This is a genomic window from Microbacterium sp. S1037, assembly GCF_048381605.1.
Taxonomy (GTDB): Bacteria; Actinomycetota; Actinomycetes; order Actinomycetales; family Microbacteriaceae; genus Microbacterium; species Microbacterium testaceum_B.
Genome location: NZ_JBLWIG010000003.1, coordinates 453,530 through 470,145 on the forward strand (window position 1 = coordinate 453,530; position 16,616 = coordinate 470,145).

12 protein-coding genes, 1 other RNA gene and 1 pseudogene are annotated in these 16,616 nt (G+C 70.5%); 8 read left to right on the plus strand and 6 right to left on the minus strand.

Going from position 1 to position 16,616, the window contains the following annotated elements:
• Positions 1–7: 7 nt before the first annotated feature.
• The 3 genes from ACMW4R_RS17230 to ACMW4R_RS17240 form a co-directional block, all read right to left on the minus strand.
• A complete protein-coding gene (locus ACMW4R_RS17230) occupies positions 8–496 on the minus strand; it encodes a hypothetical protein (RefSeq protein ID WP_418300520.1) in 489 nt (162 codons plus the stop codon).
• A gap of 4 nt (positions 497–500) precedes the next feature.
• On the minus strand, positions 501–2,552 hold the full coding sequence (locus ACMW4R_RS17235; RefSeq protein ID WP_418300521.1) for a primary-amine oxidase: 2,052 nt from the start codon (positions 2,550–2,552) through the stop codon (positions 501–503).
• Between the two features lie 76 nt (positions 2,553–2,628).
• On the minus strand, positions 2,629–4,104 hold the full coding sequence (locus tag ACMW4R_RS17240) for an APC family permease (RefSeq protein WP_418300522.1): 1,476 nt from the start codon (positions 4,102–4,104) through the stop codon (positions 2,629–2,631).
• Positions 4,105–4,351: 247 nt separating this feature from the next.
• Between ACMW4R_RS17240 and ACMW4R_RS17245 the strand changes: the two genes are divergently transcribed.
• From ACMW4R_RS17245 to ffs, 3 genes are all read left to right on the plus strand, one after another.
• Positions 4,352–5,851, plus strand: a complete 1,500-nt coding sequence (locus tag ACMW4R_RS17245; protein WP_418300523.1) for an APC family permease — start codon at positions 4,352–4,354, stop codon at positions 5,849–5,851.
• Positions 5,844–6,542, plus strand: coding sequence for a helix-turn-helix domain-containing protein (locus tag ACMW4R_RS17250; protein WP_418300524.1), 699 nt, complete (start codon positions 5,844–5,846; stop codon positions 6,540–6,542). The genes ACMW4R_RS17245 and ACMW4R_RS17250 overlap by 8 nt, the downstream gene beginning before the upstream one ends.
• A 20-nt stretch (positions 6,543–6,562) precedes the next feature.
• Positions 6,563–6,659: signal recognition particle sRNA small type (gene ffs / locus ACMW4R_RS17255), an RNA gene on the plus strand.
• Positions 6,660–6,758: 99 nt separating this feature from the next.
• On the opposite strand, the pseudogene ACMW4R_RS17260 reads toward ffs, so the two are convergent.
• The 3 genes and pseudogenes from ACMW4R_RS17260 to ACMW4R_RS17270 form a co-directional block, all read right to left on the minus strand.
• Positions 6,759–7,475: pseudogene (locus tag ACMW4R_RS17260) on the minus strand (hypothetical protein); the annotation flags it as partial.
• Positions 7,472–8,104, minus strand: a complete 633-nt coding sequence (locus tag ACMW4R_RS17265; RefSeq protein WP_418300525.1) for a DedA family protein — start codon at positions 8,102–8,104, stop codon at positions 7,472–7,474. The gene ACMW4R_RS17265 and the pseudogene ACMW4R_RS17260, both read right to left, overlap by 4 nt.
• Before the next feature lie 134 nt (positions 8,105–8,238).
• A complete protein-coding gene (locus tag ACMW4R_RS17270) occupies positions 8,239–8,910 on the minus strand; it encodes an NUDIX domain-containing protein (protein WP_418300526.1) in 672 nt (223 codons plus the stop codon).
• A gap of 44 nt (positions 8,911–8,954) precedes the next feature.
• Between ACMW4R_RS17270 and ACMW4R_RS17275 the strand changes: the two genes are divergently transcribed.
• From ACMW4R_RS17275 to ACMW4R_RS17295, 5 genes are all read left to right on the plus strand, one after another.
• Positions 8,955–9,749, plus strand: coding sequence for a DeoR/GlpR family DNA-binding transcription regulator (locus tag ACMW4R_RS17275; RefSeq protein WP_058597966.1), 795 nt, complete (start codon positions 8,955–8,957; stop codon positions 9,747–9,749).
• 10 nt (positions 9,750–9,759) lie between these two features.
• Positions 9,760–11,904, plus strand: coding sequence for a phosphate acetyltransferase (gene pta / locus ACMW4R_RS17280; RefSeq protein ID WP_418300527.1), 2,145 nt, complete (start codon positions 9,760–9,762; stop codon positions 11,902–11,904).
• Positions 11,901–13,133, plus strand: coding sequence for an acetate/propionate family kinase (locus tag ACMW4R_RS17285; protein ID WP_058597964.1), 1,233 nt, complete (start codon positions 11,901–11,903; stop codon positions 13,131–13,133). Before pta ends, ACMW4R_RS17285 begins: the two co-directional genes overlap by 4 nt.
• Positions 13,134–13,195: 62 nt before the next feature.
• Positions 13,196–13,930, plus strand: a complete 735-nt coding sequence (locus tag ACMW4R_RS17290) for an HAD family hydrolase (RefSeq protein WP_418300528.1) — start codon at positions 13,196–13,198, stop codon at positions 13,928–13,930.
• A 97-nt stretch (positions 13,931–14,027) separates the two neighbouring features.
• The gene (locus tag ACMW4R_RS17295) at positions 14,028–16,553 is read left to right on the plus strand and encodes a glycoside hydrolase family 65 protein (RefSeq protein ID WP_418300529.1); all 2,526 of its coding nucleotides are present in this window, start codon (positions 14,028–14,030) and stop codon (positions 16,551–16,553) included.
• The last annotated feature ends 63 nt before the right edge of the window (positions 16,554–16,616 follow it).

Sequence of the window (16,616 nt, forward strand, 5' to 3'; positions counted from 1 at the left end):
ACCGACATCACACCGCGGCCACGGCCATGAGGACGACGGATGCCGCCATCGCGCCGATCTGCGCCCGATCGAGCCGCGCGGGCATCCGGCGCATCGCCACGCTCGAGAAGACGGCGTACCCCACCGCCGCACCGACCATCAGCGGGCCCAGAGCGACTCCGTGCGTGTGCGTCGGGGAATGCCCGCCCATCGCGACCTGCAGCCCCGCCATCACGACCATCCCGAGCGTGGTGTGCACCGTCATGAGCGCCGGCACACGCGGCGCCCGACGCTGGCGCGGGCGTCGCCAGACCGCGAGACCAACGGCCGCCACGATCAGCAGAGCCGTCCAGTACACCGGTGCGATCAGCCCGAACACGGCGGCATCCAGCATCGTGAGCAGCATCAGCACGGATGCCGCGACCTCGGGCGGCCGCACCCGCGCGCGATCGGCTGCCAGACAGCAGGCGCCGACCGCGGCGGGGGCGACCGCCCAGGCGTGGAGGATCTCGCTCATCGGTTCAACAGTGGTGCGCGTCGCCGTGCCCGTCGTGACCGTGCGCGCTGTGGTCATGACCGTGCGCGCCGACCGCCTCATCCGCGTGCGGGCCGTGGCCGTGGCCGTCGGCGTGCGCCGTCGGCGCGCAGTGCGTGTTCGCCGGCGCGGGGACGTTCAGGACGGGGTTCCGCTCGAAGAAGTTGTACGGCTTGAGCGTGAACTTGGCGTAGTCCATCGGCATGACCGGCCAATCCTCGTTGCGCGGGAAGTGCGTGAGTCCGAACGTGTGCCAGAGCACGAGGTCCTCGCCGACGAGCGGCTCATCGCCCGCGATGAAGGCCGGGATGCCGGCGCCACCGGGGTGCTGATTGACGAAGTCGCCCGCGGCGTAGCGCTCATCGGGGTCGTACTTCGTCACGAACAGGTTCTTCGTGGCGAACGCCGCGCGCGCGGCGATCGAAGAGTCGTCATCGGCCAGCAGAACCGGGGTCTCGGTCGGGAACAGCATGTACGACGTCGCCTGTCCGCGCTCCGTCGTCTTTTCGGTCGAGGCGATCTGCCACACGCGGTTCACGGCGCCGTCGGCGACGCGGCCCGACACCTTCTCCGACGTGATCGGCGTCACCTTCTTCGTGAAGGCGTTCCCGGCGGGGTTCTCGGCCGAGATCGGCACGCGCACCGCGTCGATCTCATTGACGACGTTCGCGACCCCGTCGACGGTCATGTCGAGCCGCGCCGAGAACAGGTGCTGGTGGTACGGCGCCCCGAGTCCCGGCGCGACCTCCGAGGCGTACGGGTAGCCTTCGCCCGGGTAGGCGGAGGTGAACAGGATGCCGGTGAGCTTGGCCTCGCACTCGATCGTGCCGTCGAGGTAGAGGTACCAGTAGAACCCGTAGTCGTAGTTGCCCACGGTGGTGAAGAACGAGATCACCAGGCGCCGCGAGCGGCGCACTTCGCTCGACCCGGTGAAGATGTCGGTGTGCTTCCAGAGGGTGCCGAAGTCCTCCTCGTGCATGCACACCGCGTTGCGGACGGTGCGCGGCATCCCGTTCTCGTCCGACAGCACGGCGTCGACGTAGGTGATGTCGCCGACGCAGTCGCAGCCGAGCTCGAGTTCGTTCGTGTACCGGCCGAAGAGGTACTCGCCGGTGTCGAAGTAGTTCTGCCAGAAGCGGTTGGGCGCGGGGTCGGCGTAGGGGACGACCATCTCGCTGATCGAGCCGCGGTACATGACGGGGCGCCCGGCGAACGAGAGCTGGCGCAGGATCAGTCCCTCGCGCGTGTCGAAGCCGATGCGGAGGTCCCACTCGCCCCAGGTCACGTGCTCGTCGTCGACGGTGAAGCTCGCGCCCTCGGGCTGGGTGATCACGATCGGCTTGAGCCCCTCCAGCGGCGGGCCCTGCAGCTCGGGGTCGTCGAAGTTGCCGTGCGTCTCGGGGACGGTGAACCCGGGGGTGTCGACGATCTCGATGATTCTCCGGTCGGCGACGTCGATATAGGCGGTGAGGCCGTCGACGGGGTGCGCCCACGGGTGGTCGGCGGGGTGGTCCTGACGGAACGCGAAGGTGCGCAGCACCCGGCGCCCCACCTCGTTCTCGTAGCCGTAGTGGCCGGCTGAGAGCGGCACGAGCACGACGTCGGCGGTCGTGAGGCCGCGCGCGGCGAGGGCGGCGACCCACTCGGCGCTCTCGTTCGCGATGACGCCGACCTCCTCGAACTCGGCATCGAGGATCGGCAGCTGGCCGTCGGATCCGTCGAGCTCGGTGGAGCGGAGCACCTCGCCGGTGACGAGCGAGACGACGAGGTCGAGCGAGTGGGCGGTGCGCAGGTTCAGCAGCTGCACGCGGGCGCGGCGCGCGGGGAAGGCGGCCTCGCCGCGCTCCCACGCGAGCACCTCGCCCTTGGGTGTTTCCTCGAGCCCGACGTAGGCGAAGCGGGTCGCCTCGTCGATGCCCTCGAGCGTGGTGACGATCGCGTGGACGGCGGTGATCTCTTCGGGGGAGAGGGATGCCAGAGGGTGGGCGGGCGCCAGGGGGGCGACGAAGGCGGTCGAGGTCGGGTCGGTGAGCGTCATGGTGTCTCTCTCGGGGTGTGGCGGGTGGGGCGAAAAGGTGACGGATGCCGCGGCGCCGAGGCCGCGGCATCCGGAATCACCCGGCGATGGCGTCGGTGAGCTTGGCGTAGGCGGCGGGCCGGCGACGGCGGATCCAGGCGGCCTGGACGTACCCGAACGCGGGGACGGCGACCACGAGGGCGAGCAGGGCCCATGTGACGGCGCCGAAGGTGGGTGCACCCTCGGCATCGACGTCGCCGACCATCACGGGGAAGTACGCGACGATCACGACGGCCGAGATCGCGAGCCCGGCGAAGCCCAGGGCCGGAGCGATCACCGTGTTCCACGGGCGCCGGTCCTGCCGATTGCGGGTGAAGTAGACGATCACGGCGATCGAGGTCACCGCCATCAGCACGACGATGGCGACGGTGGCGACGCCGGAGAGCCAGGTGAACACCTGCAGCAGGGGGTCGAGTCCGAGCAGGGCGAACGCCGCGAGGAGGACGCCCGCGGTGGCGGTCTGCACGAGCGAGGACACGTGCGGCGAGAGGTGGCGCGCGTGCACACCGGACACCGAGTCGGGGAGGACTCCGGCGGTCGACATCGCGTGCTGGTAGCGCGTCAGGACGTTGTGGAACGACAGCACGCACGCGAACATCGACGTCAGCAGCAGCACGTTCACGACGACTTCGCCGACCGTGCCGAGGTAGATCGCCACGGTGCGCAGCATCAGGGTCGCGGGGTTCTCCGCGGCGGCGGCCAGGACGCCGTTCGGACCCCAGGCCATCACGAGCCCCCAGGTCGAGAGCGTGTAGAACACTCCGATGCCGATGACCGCGCCGTAGGTCGCCCGGGGGATCGTGCGGTCGGGGTCGCGCGCCTCGTCGCGGAAGATCGCGGTGGCCTCGAAGCCGATGAACGCGGCGATCGCGAACATCAGCCCCACGCCGGGCGAGCCGCTCGCGATGTTCGCGGGCTCGAAGGGCGCGAGGCTCAGTCCTTCCGGACCTCCGTTCACGACCACCGCGCCGACGAGGACGAGGACGATCGCGACCTCCGCGATGAGGAGGATGCCGAGCACCTTGCTGGACAGGTCGATGTGGCGGTACCCCAGCACCCCGACCAGGACGACGGTGGCGAGCGCGTACAGCCACCACGGGAGGTCGGGTCCGCCCACCGACACGACGGTGATCTCGAGCAGGTAGCCGACGTACCCGTACACCGCGACCTGGATCGTCGTGTAGGTCAGGATGGCGGTCCATGCCGCAGCCAGGCCGGACGGGCGTCCCAGCCCGTAGCCGATGTAGGTGAAGAAGGCGCCGGGGCGGGGCACGTGCCGCGTCATGGCTGCAAGCCCGACGGCGAACAGCAGCAGGATGACGGCGCTGACGGCGTACAGAGCGGGGTAACCCACCCCGTTTCCGATCAGGATGCCGAGGGGCCCGGCGCCGCCGACGACGGTGAGCGGCGAGGCGGCGGCGACCACCATGAAGATGATCGCCGTGACACCGAGGGAGCCCTGCAACGTCCGCTTCGCCGACGTCGCCACTCCCTTCGACTCGAGCTGGGTCATGTGGGTTCCTCCGGGATTCGGGTGGGACGGGGTTCGGGTGGGACGGGATTCGGGTGCGAGTGCGCGGTTCGTGAGTCGAGGCTCCCGCGCGGCCGTTGCCGGGTCGTGTTGTCGTCGTGAAGGTGTGACCTCGCCGACTGAGACGCGCGCGGGGGCTCGTCTCAGTCGGGGTCACGAGCACGAAACATGCGGGTCTCCCGGGTGCAACGCCCGGCGCGTACGGTCGTCAGCACCCGACGGAGACCACGTGACTGCACTCGCCCGCGCCATCGCGCGCCCCGATCCCGTCGCCGGTTTCGGCGACCGTTCCCCCCTGCACGGACTCGACCGACGCCGCATCGGCGTCGTCGATCTCGCGGCGCAGTCGGTCGCGGCGGTCGCGCCGGCGGCGGCGGCCACGACGGTCGTGCTGCTCGTGGCGGGCTTCGCGCCGGGGGCGACGGTCACCGCGATCGTGGCCGCGGCGATCCTGAGCCTCGGGGTCGCCCGCACGGTCTCGCAGTTCGCTCGCCGCTTCGCCGCCACGGGCGCCCTCTACACCTACACGGCGCGCGGTCTCGGCACGCGTGCCGGCCTCGCCGCCGGTGCGGCGATCCTGACGGGGTACGGCGCGGTGGCCATGTTCGCGTTGCTCGGCGGCGCGTACTACGCCACCTACCTCGTGGCGGGACTGTGGCCGTCGATCGATCGAGCGCTCGTGACCGCGCTCTTCGTCGTGGGGCAGGGCGTTCTCGTCGCCTTCGTGCTCGTCCGCGGCATCCGGATCTCCGCTCGTGCGGCGCTCGTCGTCGAGACGCTGTCGGTGGCCCTGATCGTGGTCCTCCTCATCGTCCTCCTGGTGAAGATCGGACCCGTCGACCCGGCGAGGATCGCGGGAATCGGCGGGCCCGACCTCGATCCGACCGCGTTCGCGGCGGCCGCGGTGATCGCGTTGACGGCCTTCGTCGGGTTCGAGTCCGCGGCCACGCTGAGCGTCGAATCGGTGTCGCCGCTGCGCAACGTCCCCCGTGCGATCACCGGCACCGTGGTGTTGTCGGGACTCCTCTACGTCCTCGCCGCCGTGACCCAGGTCGCGGGCTTCGATGCGCTGGGCGCCGATCTCGCAGCCAGCGCCTCACCGGTGAACGAGCTCGCCGAAGCGTACGGCCTCGGCGGCTGGGGTGTCGTCGCCGACCTCGGCATCGCGGCATCCTTCCTGGCGTGCGCGATCGGCACGACCACCGCGCTCGTGCGGGTGCTCTTCGCGCTGAGCCGTGACGGGGTGCTGCCCGCCTCGATCGGTCGCACCCAGCGGCGATTCGGAACCCCGGCGGCTGCGGTCGCCGCCGCCCTGCCGCTCATCACGGCGGTGCCGGTCATCGTCGTCGCCGCGGGCATCGACACGCGCGACGCGATGCACGTGACCATCGGGGTGGGAGCCGCGGGCTACATCTCGGCCTACATCCTCGTGTGCGTCGCCGCGCCCGTCTTCCTCCGTCGCATCGGCGAGTGGACGGTCGGCGTCACGGTGGTGGCGGCGGTCTCGGCGCTCGCGCTCGCCGCCGCGCTGGTGTCGTTCTTCGTCGACGACCTCGCGTCCGGTGGAGCGATCGTGGCGGTCGTCGCGGCGCTGACCGTCGTGTCCGCGGTCGTCATCGCGCTCCTGCGTCGACGACACGGACCCGGTGCGCTCGGGGTCTACGACGAGCCCGTCGCGGCGGAGGTGCTCGGGGGAGTGGTCTCGCCGCGGCATCCCGACGATGCGTGAGCAGCCGGCGCTTTCCGCGCGTCAGCCCGGCGCCGTGCACTCCGCGCTCGCCGTGCTCGAGGCCGTCGCCCAGCTGGGCGCCGGTGTCAGCGCCCAGCGCCTCTCGGCCGAACTCGGTCTGCCGCGCGCGACGACGTATCGCCTCGTGAATCTGCTGGTGGAGGACGAGTACCTCGTGCGCACCCCCGATCTCGCGGGGTTCGCGCTCGGCGCGAAGGTCGCCCAACTCGCGGCGGTCGTGGCTCCGCCCGCGCGGCTGTCGTCCGCTGCCCGAGCGGTGCTCGCCGAGGCGCGTTCGACCCTGCGCGGGGGAGTGCACGTGGCGCTCTTCGTCGACGGGCGGATCGCGGTCGTGGATGCCGACCCGGACTTCCCCCTGTCGGACGAGGCGCGCCTCGCCCGCGAACCCGCCCGCTATGCGCTCGGTCGGCTCATGCTTCTGTCGCAGGGCGACGCGGGCACTCCCGAGCTCGACCGCGCGCGCGACGACCTCGCTCGCTGGGGTGCGACACGCCAGAGCGGCGAGCTGATCGCCACCGCCGGCTGCCTCGCGGTTCCGATCGTCGACGCGAGCGGACTGGCCGCGGGAGCCGTGGCTTTCTCGGGTCCGCGGCATCGCGTCGATGAGCCCGGCGACGTGCTTTCGGCGCTGCGCCCGGCGGCCGACGCCCTGGCCCCGCTGATGGTGTGACGCGGATCGGGTAAGCTGTTCACGGCTCTCCGCGTGGCGGCATCCAGGCCAACTCCCCCAGGACGGAAACGTAGCAAGGGTAACCAGGCTCTACCGGGTGCGCGGAGAGTCTTTTCTTTGCCCGGAAGCGGGTCGGCGCGCCATGCTCGCGCCCCGTGCGCTCGGATCCTTGGATGCAGGGCCGGCGGCGGAGGGGCGCCCCGACCGGTCGCGTACGCTCAACGCCGACACCAGCAGCACGATGATCACGAGGGCGATGCCCCCGACCGTGCCGGAGCCGAACCCGAGGCCCCCGCGCGTCGGCTCCACGCCGAGCCAGTCCGCGATCGACGCCCCGAGCGGGCGCGTGACGACGTATGCGGCCCAGAACCCGACGACCGGGCCGACGAGCCGCGCGGAGCGCAGGCCCACGATCACGGCCATGATGGCGGCGAAGAAGACCGCGCCGCCGAGATAGCCGAGGTCGGCGGTCGAGGCGAGCAGATCACCTGCGGCGGTCCCCGCCGCGAACGTGGTGATCACCGCCGCCCAGTAGAGCAGCTCGCGCCGATCGGTCGTGACGGTGTGCACATCGACCGACCCCTCCGCGCGGCGCCAGACGACGAAGACGGCGGCCAGCGCGAGCAGGAACACGGGCGTCGACACCGCATACGGGATGTCGAGGGCGACGTGGACGACGTCGGCGGCCATGGTGCCGAAGACGCCCACCATCGACACCGCCGCCCAGTACATGGCCGGCACGTAGCGATGCAGGCGCAGTTGCGCCCCCAGGACCACGACGAAGACGACCGCGGTCAGCAGGACGGTCGGGACGGGGTCGAAGCGCGTCACGAGGAAGTCGGACACCGCCTCGCCCATCCCGGTCGTGAGCACCTTCACGAGCCAGAACGACGCGGTGGGTTCGGGAACGCGCGAGCGCGTGTCCGCCCTCATGCCCCGGTTTCCTCTGCCGTGCGCGAGGCGCGTCGTCGACGGCGCACGGCCGCGATGACGACCGGCAGGACCGACACCGCGACGATCACGATCACGAGCACGTCGATGTTGTGGGCGATGAACGGGATGCCACCCAGCAGCACTCCCATGAGCGTCATCGAGCACGACCATCCCACCGCGCCGACGGCATTCCAGAGCAGGAAGCGGCGATAGGGCATGTCGGCCGCGCCGGCCACGAGCGGCACGTAGGTGCGGACGATCGGGACGAAGCGGCCGATCACCAGCGACGCGCCGCCCCACCGGGCGAAGAATGCCTCGGCTTCCCTGAGCCGTGCGGTGGTCAGCAGTCGTGCGTCGTCGCGGAACAGGCGTCGACCGAAACGGCGGCCGAGCCAGAAGCCGACCTGGTCGCCCGCCAGCGCCGCGAGCGAGGCGACGAGCGCCACCTGCCACGGTGCGATGCCGAGCGGTCCGCTGAGGATCGCTGCCGTCACCAGCAGCGAGTCACCGGGGAGGAAGGGGAAGAGCACCCCCGACTCGATGAACACCAACAACGCGATGCCGACGAGGACGAACGGGCCGAAGGCTTGGAGTACGGATGCCGCGTCGAAGGGATTCAGGGCGGTCATGGGCGATCCTCCGATCGTCGGCGGTGTCCGCCGCGGCCGTCGGCGCACGCCGACCGGGCGATCGTAAAGACCGCTCGCCCAGACAGCGCCAAGAATTCGCGGCGTGGCGCATGCGTGAACGGACCCGTGGAAGCTCAGCTGCGCCGGGCGAACGGTCCGTCGAGCACCGCCCACTGCAGCAGCATGATGGTCTTGGCATCCTGGATCTCGCCGTCGCGGATGCGCTGGAGCGCGTCGTCGATGCCGAATTCGAGGATCTCGATCTCCTCGCCCTCCTCCTCGAGGCCGCCCCGATCGCCCACGCGTGTCGAGCCGTCGTACGCCGCGGCGAAGAAGTGCAGGCGCTCGGTGACCGAGCCGGGGCTCATGTACACGTCGAACACGTGCTGGACCTCGTCGACGCGGACGCCCGTCTCCTCTTCGGCCTCGCGGCGGATCGCGGTGAGCGGATCGTCGTCGTCGAGGAGGCCCGCCGCGGTCTCGATGAGCATGCCGTCGGGGTGGTCGTTGACGTAGACGGGGTAGCGGAACTGCCGCGTGAGCAGCACGGTCCGCCGCGCGGGGTCGTAGAGCAGGATCGTCGCGCCGTTGCCGCGGTCGTACGTCTCGCGTTTCTGTGTGACCCACTCGCCGTCGTCGCCGCGGTACCGGAAGGTCGTCGCGCGCAGCACGTGCCATCCGGCGGCGAGGAGCTCGACGTCGGTCACCTCGACGCGGGGATTGCGGTCGAGGTCGCGGCCGGTGAGGTGCAGGCCGGTGCGACCACGGTGGTCGGGGACGGTGGTGCCGGGGAGCGGATCGTTCATGATTCGGAACGATAGTGCAGAAACGTGCAAGAATGTGAAGCGTGATGCTCGCCGCCGCCCGGAAAGACGCCCTGCTCGAGCGACTACATCGCGACGGTCGCCTCGTCGTGAAAGACGTCGCGCTCGAACTCGGTCTTTCCGAAGACAGCATCCGTCGTGACCTCCGAGAACTGGATGCCGCCGGCCTCGCCGTCCGCGTCTACGGCGGGGCTCTTCCGGCCTCGCCGGCGGTCGCCGACTACGACGCGCGGGGGAGGGTGGCGCGATCGAGCAAGGCCCGCGTCGCCGCGGCCGCGGCCGAGCTGATCGAACCCGGTGCCACAGTGCTCCTCGACGGCGGAACGACCACTCTGGCGCTCGTGGACGCGCTGCCCCGCTCGTTCGCCGGCACCGTGATCACGCACTCGCCGACCATCGCCGCCGCCCTCCTGCACCACGACGCCGAGGTCGTCGTGATCGGCGGCCGGGTGTTCAAGCACTCCGCGGTCGCGTGCGGCTCCGCGGCGGTCGAGGCCGCCCAGAGGATCAGCGCCGACATCTTCTTCCTGGGCGTGACGGGCGTACACCCCGCGGCGGGGTTGACGACGGGGGATGCCGACGAGGCGGCGATGAAGCGCGTCCTCGCCGAGCGGGCCGCCGAGACATTCGTGCTCGCGAGCGAGGAGAAGCTGGGTGCGGCCTCGCGCTTCGGCATCCTTCCCCTCGACGGAGTGACGGGAATCGTCGCCGACCTCGACCCGGCGACCCCGTTGGCGGCCGATCTCGAGGCGGCGGGCGCGCACCTGAGGTATCCCTCGACGCCGAAGCAACCACGGAGCGATGTCGGGGCTCCGCAATAGGCTGGAACACGTGACGCAGAGCATCTACATCACGTCGGCCGAGGGGCACTCGGGCAAATCCACCGTGGCTCTGGGTGTCCTCGACGCCCTCAGTCGCGTCACCCCGCGCGTGGGGGTGTTCCGCCCGATCGCCCGATCCACGGCCGAGCGCGACTACGTGCTCGAGATGCTGCTCGATCACGACGGCGTCGACCTCGCCTACGACGACTGCGTCGGCGTGACCTACGACGACGTCCGCGACGACGCCGACGCGGCCCTCGGTCGCATCGTCGAGCGCTATAAGGCCGTCGAGGCGCAGTGCGACGCGGTGGTCGTCATCGGCAGTGACTACACCGACGTCGGCAGCCCCGCCGAGCTCGCCTACAACGCGCGGATCGCGGCCAATCTCGGTGCCCCGGTGCTTCTCGTCCTCGGCGGTCGTGCCCAGCAGGGTCAGGGCGAGACGCTCGGCCTGTCGGTCGCGCGGACCCCGCACGAGGTCGGTCAGATCGCGTCGCTCGCGGTCGCCGAACTCCTGCACGAGCGCGCCGAAGTGTTCGCCGTCATCGTGAACCGCGCCGACCCCGAACGGCTCGACGGTGTCGTGGCATCCGTTCGTCAGGTCATCGACACCGTTCCCGTCACCCCGTCGGCCGAGCGTCGGCCCGTGCCGGTGTGGGCTCTCCCCGAAGACCGCTTCCTCATCGCCCCGTCCATGCGCGGCGTCCTGCGCTCGGTCAAGGGTGAACTCATCAAGGGCGACCCCGAGCTGCTCACCCGTGAGGTGCTCGGGGTGGTCGTGGCCGGGATGTCGATGGTCAACGTCCTCCCGCGGCTCAAAGAGTCGGCCGTCATCGTCATCCCCGCCGACCGCAGTGAGGTCCTGCTCGCCACGCTCCTCGCCAACGCCTCGGGGACGTTCCCGTCGCTCGCCGGCATCGTCCTCAACGGCGGGTTCGAGCTGCCCGATCCGATCGTCCGGCTCATCGACGGCCTCGGCTCGCCCCTGCCGATCATCGCCACCGACCTCGGCACCTACGACACGGCCGTCCGCATCATGAACACGCGCGGTCGCCTCGCCGCCGACTCGCAGCGTCGTTACGACACCGCGCTCGCGATGTTCGAGCGGCACGTCGACACCGCACTGCTCACCCGCGAACTCGGCGTCGCCCGCCCCAGCGTCGTCACCCCGCTGATGTTCGAGTACGGCCTCGTCGACCGGGCGCGCACCGACCGGCGCCGCATCGTGCTGCCCGAGGGCACCGACGACCGTGTGCTCCGGGCGGCGGCCACCGTGCTCTCGCGGGGTATCGCCGACCTCACGATCCTCGGCGAGCCGATCGAGGTCCGCGGGCGCGCGATCGAGCTCGGCATCGACATCCGCGATGCCGAGGTGCTCAGCCCCTTCGATGCCGTGCACGTCGACAAGTTCGCGACCGAGTACGCCCGTCTCCGTGCGCACAAGGGCGTCACGTACGCCCAGGCAGCCGACACCGTCACGGACGTGTCGTATTTCGGCACGCTCATGGTGCACCTCGGCCTCGCCGACGGCATGGTCTCGGGCGCCGCCCACACGACGGCCCACACCATCCGCCCCGCCTTCGAGATCATCAAGACGGCCCCGGGCGTCTCGGTCGTCTCGAGCGTCTTCCTCATGGCCCTCGCCGACCGCGTCCTCGTCTACGGCGACTGCGCTGTCATCCCCGACCCGACCAGTGAGCAGCTGGCCGACATCGCGGTGTCGTCCGCGGCCACGGCCGAGCAGTTCGGCATCGAGCCGCGCGTGGCGATGCTCTCGTACTCGACGGGCGAATCGGGCACCGGCGCCGACGTCGAGAAGGTCCGTGCCGCGACAGCCCTCGTCCGCGAACGCGCGCCGGAGCTCCTCGTCGAAGGTCCGATCCAGTACGACGCCGCGGCCGACGCGGCCGTGGCGAAGGCGAAGATGCCGGGCTCGGAGGTCGCCGGTCGCGCCACGGTCTTCGTCTTCCCCGATCTCAACACCGGCAACAACACCTACAAGGCCGTGCAGCGCTCGGCCGGAGCCGTCGCCATCGGGCCGGTCCTCCAGGGGTTGAACAAGCCGATCAACGACCTGTCCCGCGGCGCCCTCGTCGACGACATCGTCAACACCATCGCGATCACCGCGATCCAGGCGCAGGGGAGCAGCAAGTGAGCGTGGTGCTCGTCGTCAACAGCGGGTCGTCGTCATTCAAGTACCAGCTGCTCGACATGGACCGCGAACAGGTCCTGGCTTCGGGGCTCGTCGAGCGCATCGGTGAGGGTACCGGCGTCGCGAAGCACACCGTCGCCGCCGCAGCCCTGGCCGCCCCCGATGACCCCGCGCCGACGGTGACGGAGGCCACGTACACGATCGAGCGCGAGATCCCCGACCACACCGCGGGATTCGCCGTCATGCTCGACGCATTCGCCGCGCACGGCCCCTCGCTCGACGAGCATTCGCCCGTCGCCGTCGGTCACCGCGTGGTCCACGGCGGGGCGCGGTTCTTCGAGCCCACCGTCGTGACGCCGCTCGTCGAGATCAACATCGACGAGCTCTCGGTGCTCGCCCCCCTGCACAACCCGGCGAACCTCGCCGGCATCGTTGCGGCGAAGAAGGCTTTCCCCGACGTGCCGCACGTCGCCGTCTTCGACACCGCGTTCCACCAGTCGCTCGCTCCCGAGGCCTACACCTACGCGATCGATCGCGAGATCGCCGAGGCCCACCGCATCCGCCGGTACGGCTTCCACGGCACGAGCCACAAGTTCGTCAGCGAGGCCGCCGCGGCCTTCGTCGGGCGCCCGCTCGGCGAGCTGAAGCAGATCGTCTTCCACCTCGGGAACGGTGCCTCGGTCGCCGCCATCGAGGGCGGTCGGTCGGTCGACACGTCGATGGGCCTCACGCCGCTCGAGGGACTCGTCATGGGTACGCGCTCGGGCGACCTCGACCCCGCCGTGCTGTTCCAGCTCGCCCGCCGCGCCGACATGTCGATCGCCGACCTCGACACGCTGCTCAATAAGCGCTCCGGGCTCCTGGGCCTCGCGGGCGTGAGCGACATGCGCGACATCGGTGAGCGGAGGGACGCCGGAGACCCGGCGGCGCAACTCGCCTTCGACGTCTACGTCCACCGGCTCCGCGCCTACGCGGGGGCGTACCTCGCCCAGCTCGACGGGGTCGACGTGATCTCCTTCACCGCCGGGGTGGGGGAGAACTCGATCCGCGTGCGCGAGGAGGCCATGGCGACCCTCGGCTTCGCGGGCGTCGAGATCGACCCCGACCGCAATGCGACGCGGGAACGCGGCATCCGCCGGATCTCGTCCGACTCCTCGCGTGTCGAGGTGCTCGTGGTTCCCACGAACGAGGAGCTCGAGATCGCCCGTCAGACGCTGTCGGTCACCTCGTGAGTCACCCCTCGCCACTACGCTGAGCACGTCTCGCCGACCATTCCGCCGACCGGGAGCATGCCGTGACCGACACCCCCGCCCTGCCCGACCTCACCTCGTACGAGGGCGTGCTGTTCGATCTCGACGGCGTGCTGACGCCGACCGCCGAGGTCCACATGCGGGCCTGGAAAGAGATGTTCGACGAGCTCTTCGCGGCGTGGAACATCGAGCCGCGGTACACCGATCGCGACTACTTCGAGTACGTCGACGGCAAGAAGCGCTACGACGGCGTCGCGAGCCTGCTGCGCAGCCGCGACGTCGAGGTGCCGTGGGGCGATCCGTCTGACGACCCGTCCGAAGACACCGTCTGCGGTGTCGGCAACCGCAAGAACACCGTGTTCTCGCGCATCCTCCGCGCCGAGGGCATCGCGCCGTACCCGGGATCCGTCGCCCTGCTCGACGTCCTTCAGGCCGCGGGCACTCCGATCGCCGTCGTGTCGAGTTCGAAGAACGCCGTCGAGGTGCTCGAGGCCGCGGGGCTGCGCGACCGCTTCCCCGTCGTCATGGACGGGGTCATCGCCGAGCGCGACCACCTGGCCTCCAAGCCGGCTCCCGACGTGTTCGCCGAAGCGGCCCGCCTGCTGGGCGTCGATCCCGCGCGATCGGTCGCCGTCGAAGACGCGCTGAGCGGCGTGCGTTCCGCGGCCGCAGCCGGGTACGCGGTGGTCGTGGGCGTGGATCGCGGCGTCGGAGCCGACGATCTCACGGCGGCGGGTGCCACGGTGGTCGTCGACGACCTCGCGGCGTTCGTAGACTGAGCCGTCGCCTCGCGGCATCCTGAGCTCCATCCCTCGCGCGCACACCCGAGTCCCGCGCGCGAGCTGACCCGTACCTCGCCACTGGAAGGCACGCCCGATGATCGATCGCGATCGTTTCCCCATCGACGAATGGCGCCTCATCGAGACCGAGTTCTCGGTCGACGACGTGGGTGTCACCGAAACCCTCTTCTCGGTCGGCAACGGCTACCTCGGCCTGCGCGGAAATCCCATCGAGGGGCGTTTCGCGCACGAGCAGGGCACGTTCATCAACGGCTTCCACGAGACGTTCCCGATCCGTCACGCGGAGCAGGCGTACGGCTTCGCCGAGGTCGGCCAGACGATCATCAACGCACCGGATGCCAAGGTCATGCGCGTCTACGTCGACGACGAGCCGCTCTCGCTCGACGTCGCCGACGTGCGCGAGTACGAGCGCGTGCTCGACATGCGTCAGGGCATCCTGCGCCGGAGCCTGCTGTGGGTCACGCCCGCGGGCAAGCACGTGCGGATCGAGGACGAGCGGTTCGTCTCGTTCGACGAGAAGCACCTCGCGGTGCTGCGACTCACCGTCACGGTGCTCGATTCGGATGCACCCGTCTCGGTGAGCAGCCAGCTACTGAACCGGCAGGACGGCGAGGGGATCTACGGCGGTTCGCCGATGGCATCCAAGCAGGCCGGATTCGACCCGCGGAAGACCGAGAAGCTCAGCGACCGCGTGCTCCAGCCGCGCGAGTACTGGCAGGACGGCGACCGTTCCGCGCTGAGCTACGAGGTGACCGAGTCGGGGATGACGCTCGCCGTCGTCGCCGATCACCTCGTCGACACCGCGAACGAGTGGACCTCGCGTCAGCTCATCGAGCCCGACATCGCGAAGAACGTCTTCCGCGTCGACGCGCGGGCCGGCGTCCCGACGACCATCACCAAGCTCGTGAGCTACCACACCTCCCGGGGCGTGCCCACGGGTGAGCTTCTGGACCGGTGCCGTCGCACGCTCGACCGCGCGCGCGAGACCGGGGTCGAGGGTCTCGTCGAGCAGCAGATCGCCTGGTACGCGGCGTTCTGGGACCGCTCGGACGTGCGCATCGGCGGCCACGGCGATCTGCAGCAGGCCACGCGCTGGTGTCTCTTCCAGCTCGCGCAGGCCGCGGCCCGCGCCGACGGCCAGGGCGTTCCCGCCAAGGGCGTCACCGGCTCCGGCTACAGCGGCCACTACTTCTGGGACACCGAGGTCTACGTCCTGCCGTTCCTCGCGTACACCTCGCCGCTGTGGGCACGGAACGCGCTGCGCATGCGCTATCTCATGCTCCCGGCAGCCCGGAAGCGCGCGCACCAGCTCAATGAGGCCGGCGCGCTGTTCCCCTGGCGCACGATCAACGGCGAAGAGGCCTCGGCCTATTACGCCGCCGGCACCGCGCAGTACCACATCAACGCCGACGTCTCCTTCGCTCTGGCGAAGTACGTGCGCGCCACCGGCGACGAGGAGTTCCTCGCCCGCGAGGGCGTCGACATCGCGGTGGACACGGCGCGACTGTGGTCGACGCTCGGCTTCTGGCGCTCGAGCGACGGCGGCGAGGAGCACGACTCGTTCCACATCCACGGCGTGACCGGTCCCGACGAGTACACCACGGTCGTCAATGACAACCTGTTCACGAACGTCATGGCGCGCTTCAACCTGCGCTTCGCCGCGCGTACCGTGCGCGAGCTCGCCGAGAACAACCCCGACGCGTACGCCCATATGGCCGACCGCATGAACCTCGACCCGTCCGAGCCCGAGCGCTGGGACCGGGCGGCCGAGGCGATGCACATCCCGTTCAGCCCGGCGCTCGGCATCCATCCCCAGGACGCGGTCTTCCTCGAGCGCGAGATCTGGGACCTCGAGAACACCCCGCCCGACCAGCGTCCCCTCCTGCTGCACTTCCACCCGCTGGTGATCTACCGCTACCAGGTGCTCAAGCAGGCGGATGTCGTGCTGGCGCTGTTCCTGCAGGGGAATCACTTCACGGATGCCGAGAAGCTCGCCGATTTCGAGTACTACGACCCGCTCACCACGGGCGACTCGACGCTGTCCGCGGTCGTGCAGTCGATCCTCGCGGCCGAGGTGGGATACCAGGACCTCGCCCTCGAGTACTTCCGTCAGGCCGCGTTCGTCGACCTCGGCGACCTGCACCACAATGCCTCCGACGGCGTGCACGTGGCGTCGGCCGGCGGTGTCTGGACGGCGCTCGTCAGCGGCTTCGGCGGCATGCGCGACCACTTCGGGCGCTTGACCTTCGACCCGCGCCTGCCGGCGGACTGGCCCGAGCTGTCGTACGTGTTGCACTGGCACGGCACGCGACTGGACGTGACCCTGACCGCGACCGCTCTGACGCTGCACGCGAGCGGCGACGGCGAGCCCGTCGAGTTCGCCGTGCGCGACGTGGAGTACACGGTCGCCCCCGGCGAGTCGGTGCGCGTCGCCCTGCACGGGCAGGGACCCGTGCGGCCGGGGCGCCCCTCGATCCGACAGCTCGAGGGGTCGGTGCGCGAGGACGGCACGCTGCTGCTCGCTTCCGTGCCGATCGTCACGGCATCCATCCCCGTCGTGGGTGACGACGACGAGCCGGTCGCGGTCGGTCTCGACGTCTGACGTCACTTCTCGAACGCGGCGGTGCCTTTCGAGGTGCCGCCGCGTTCTGTTTTTCCTGCGGTC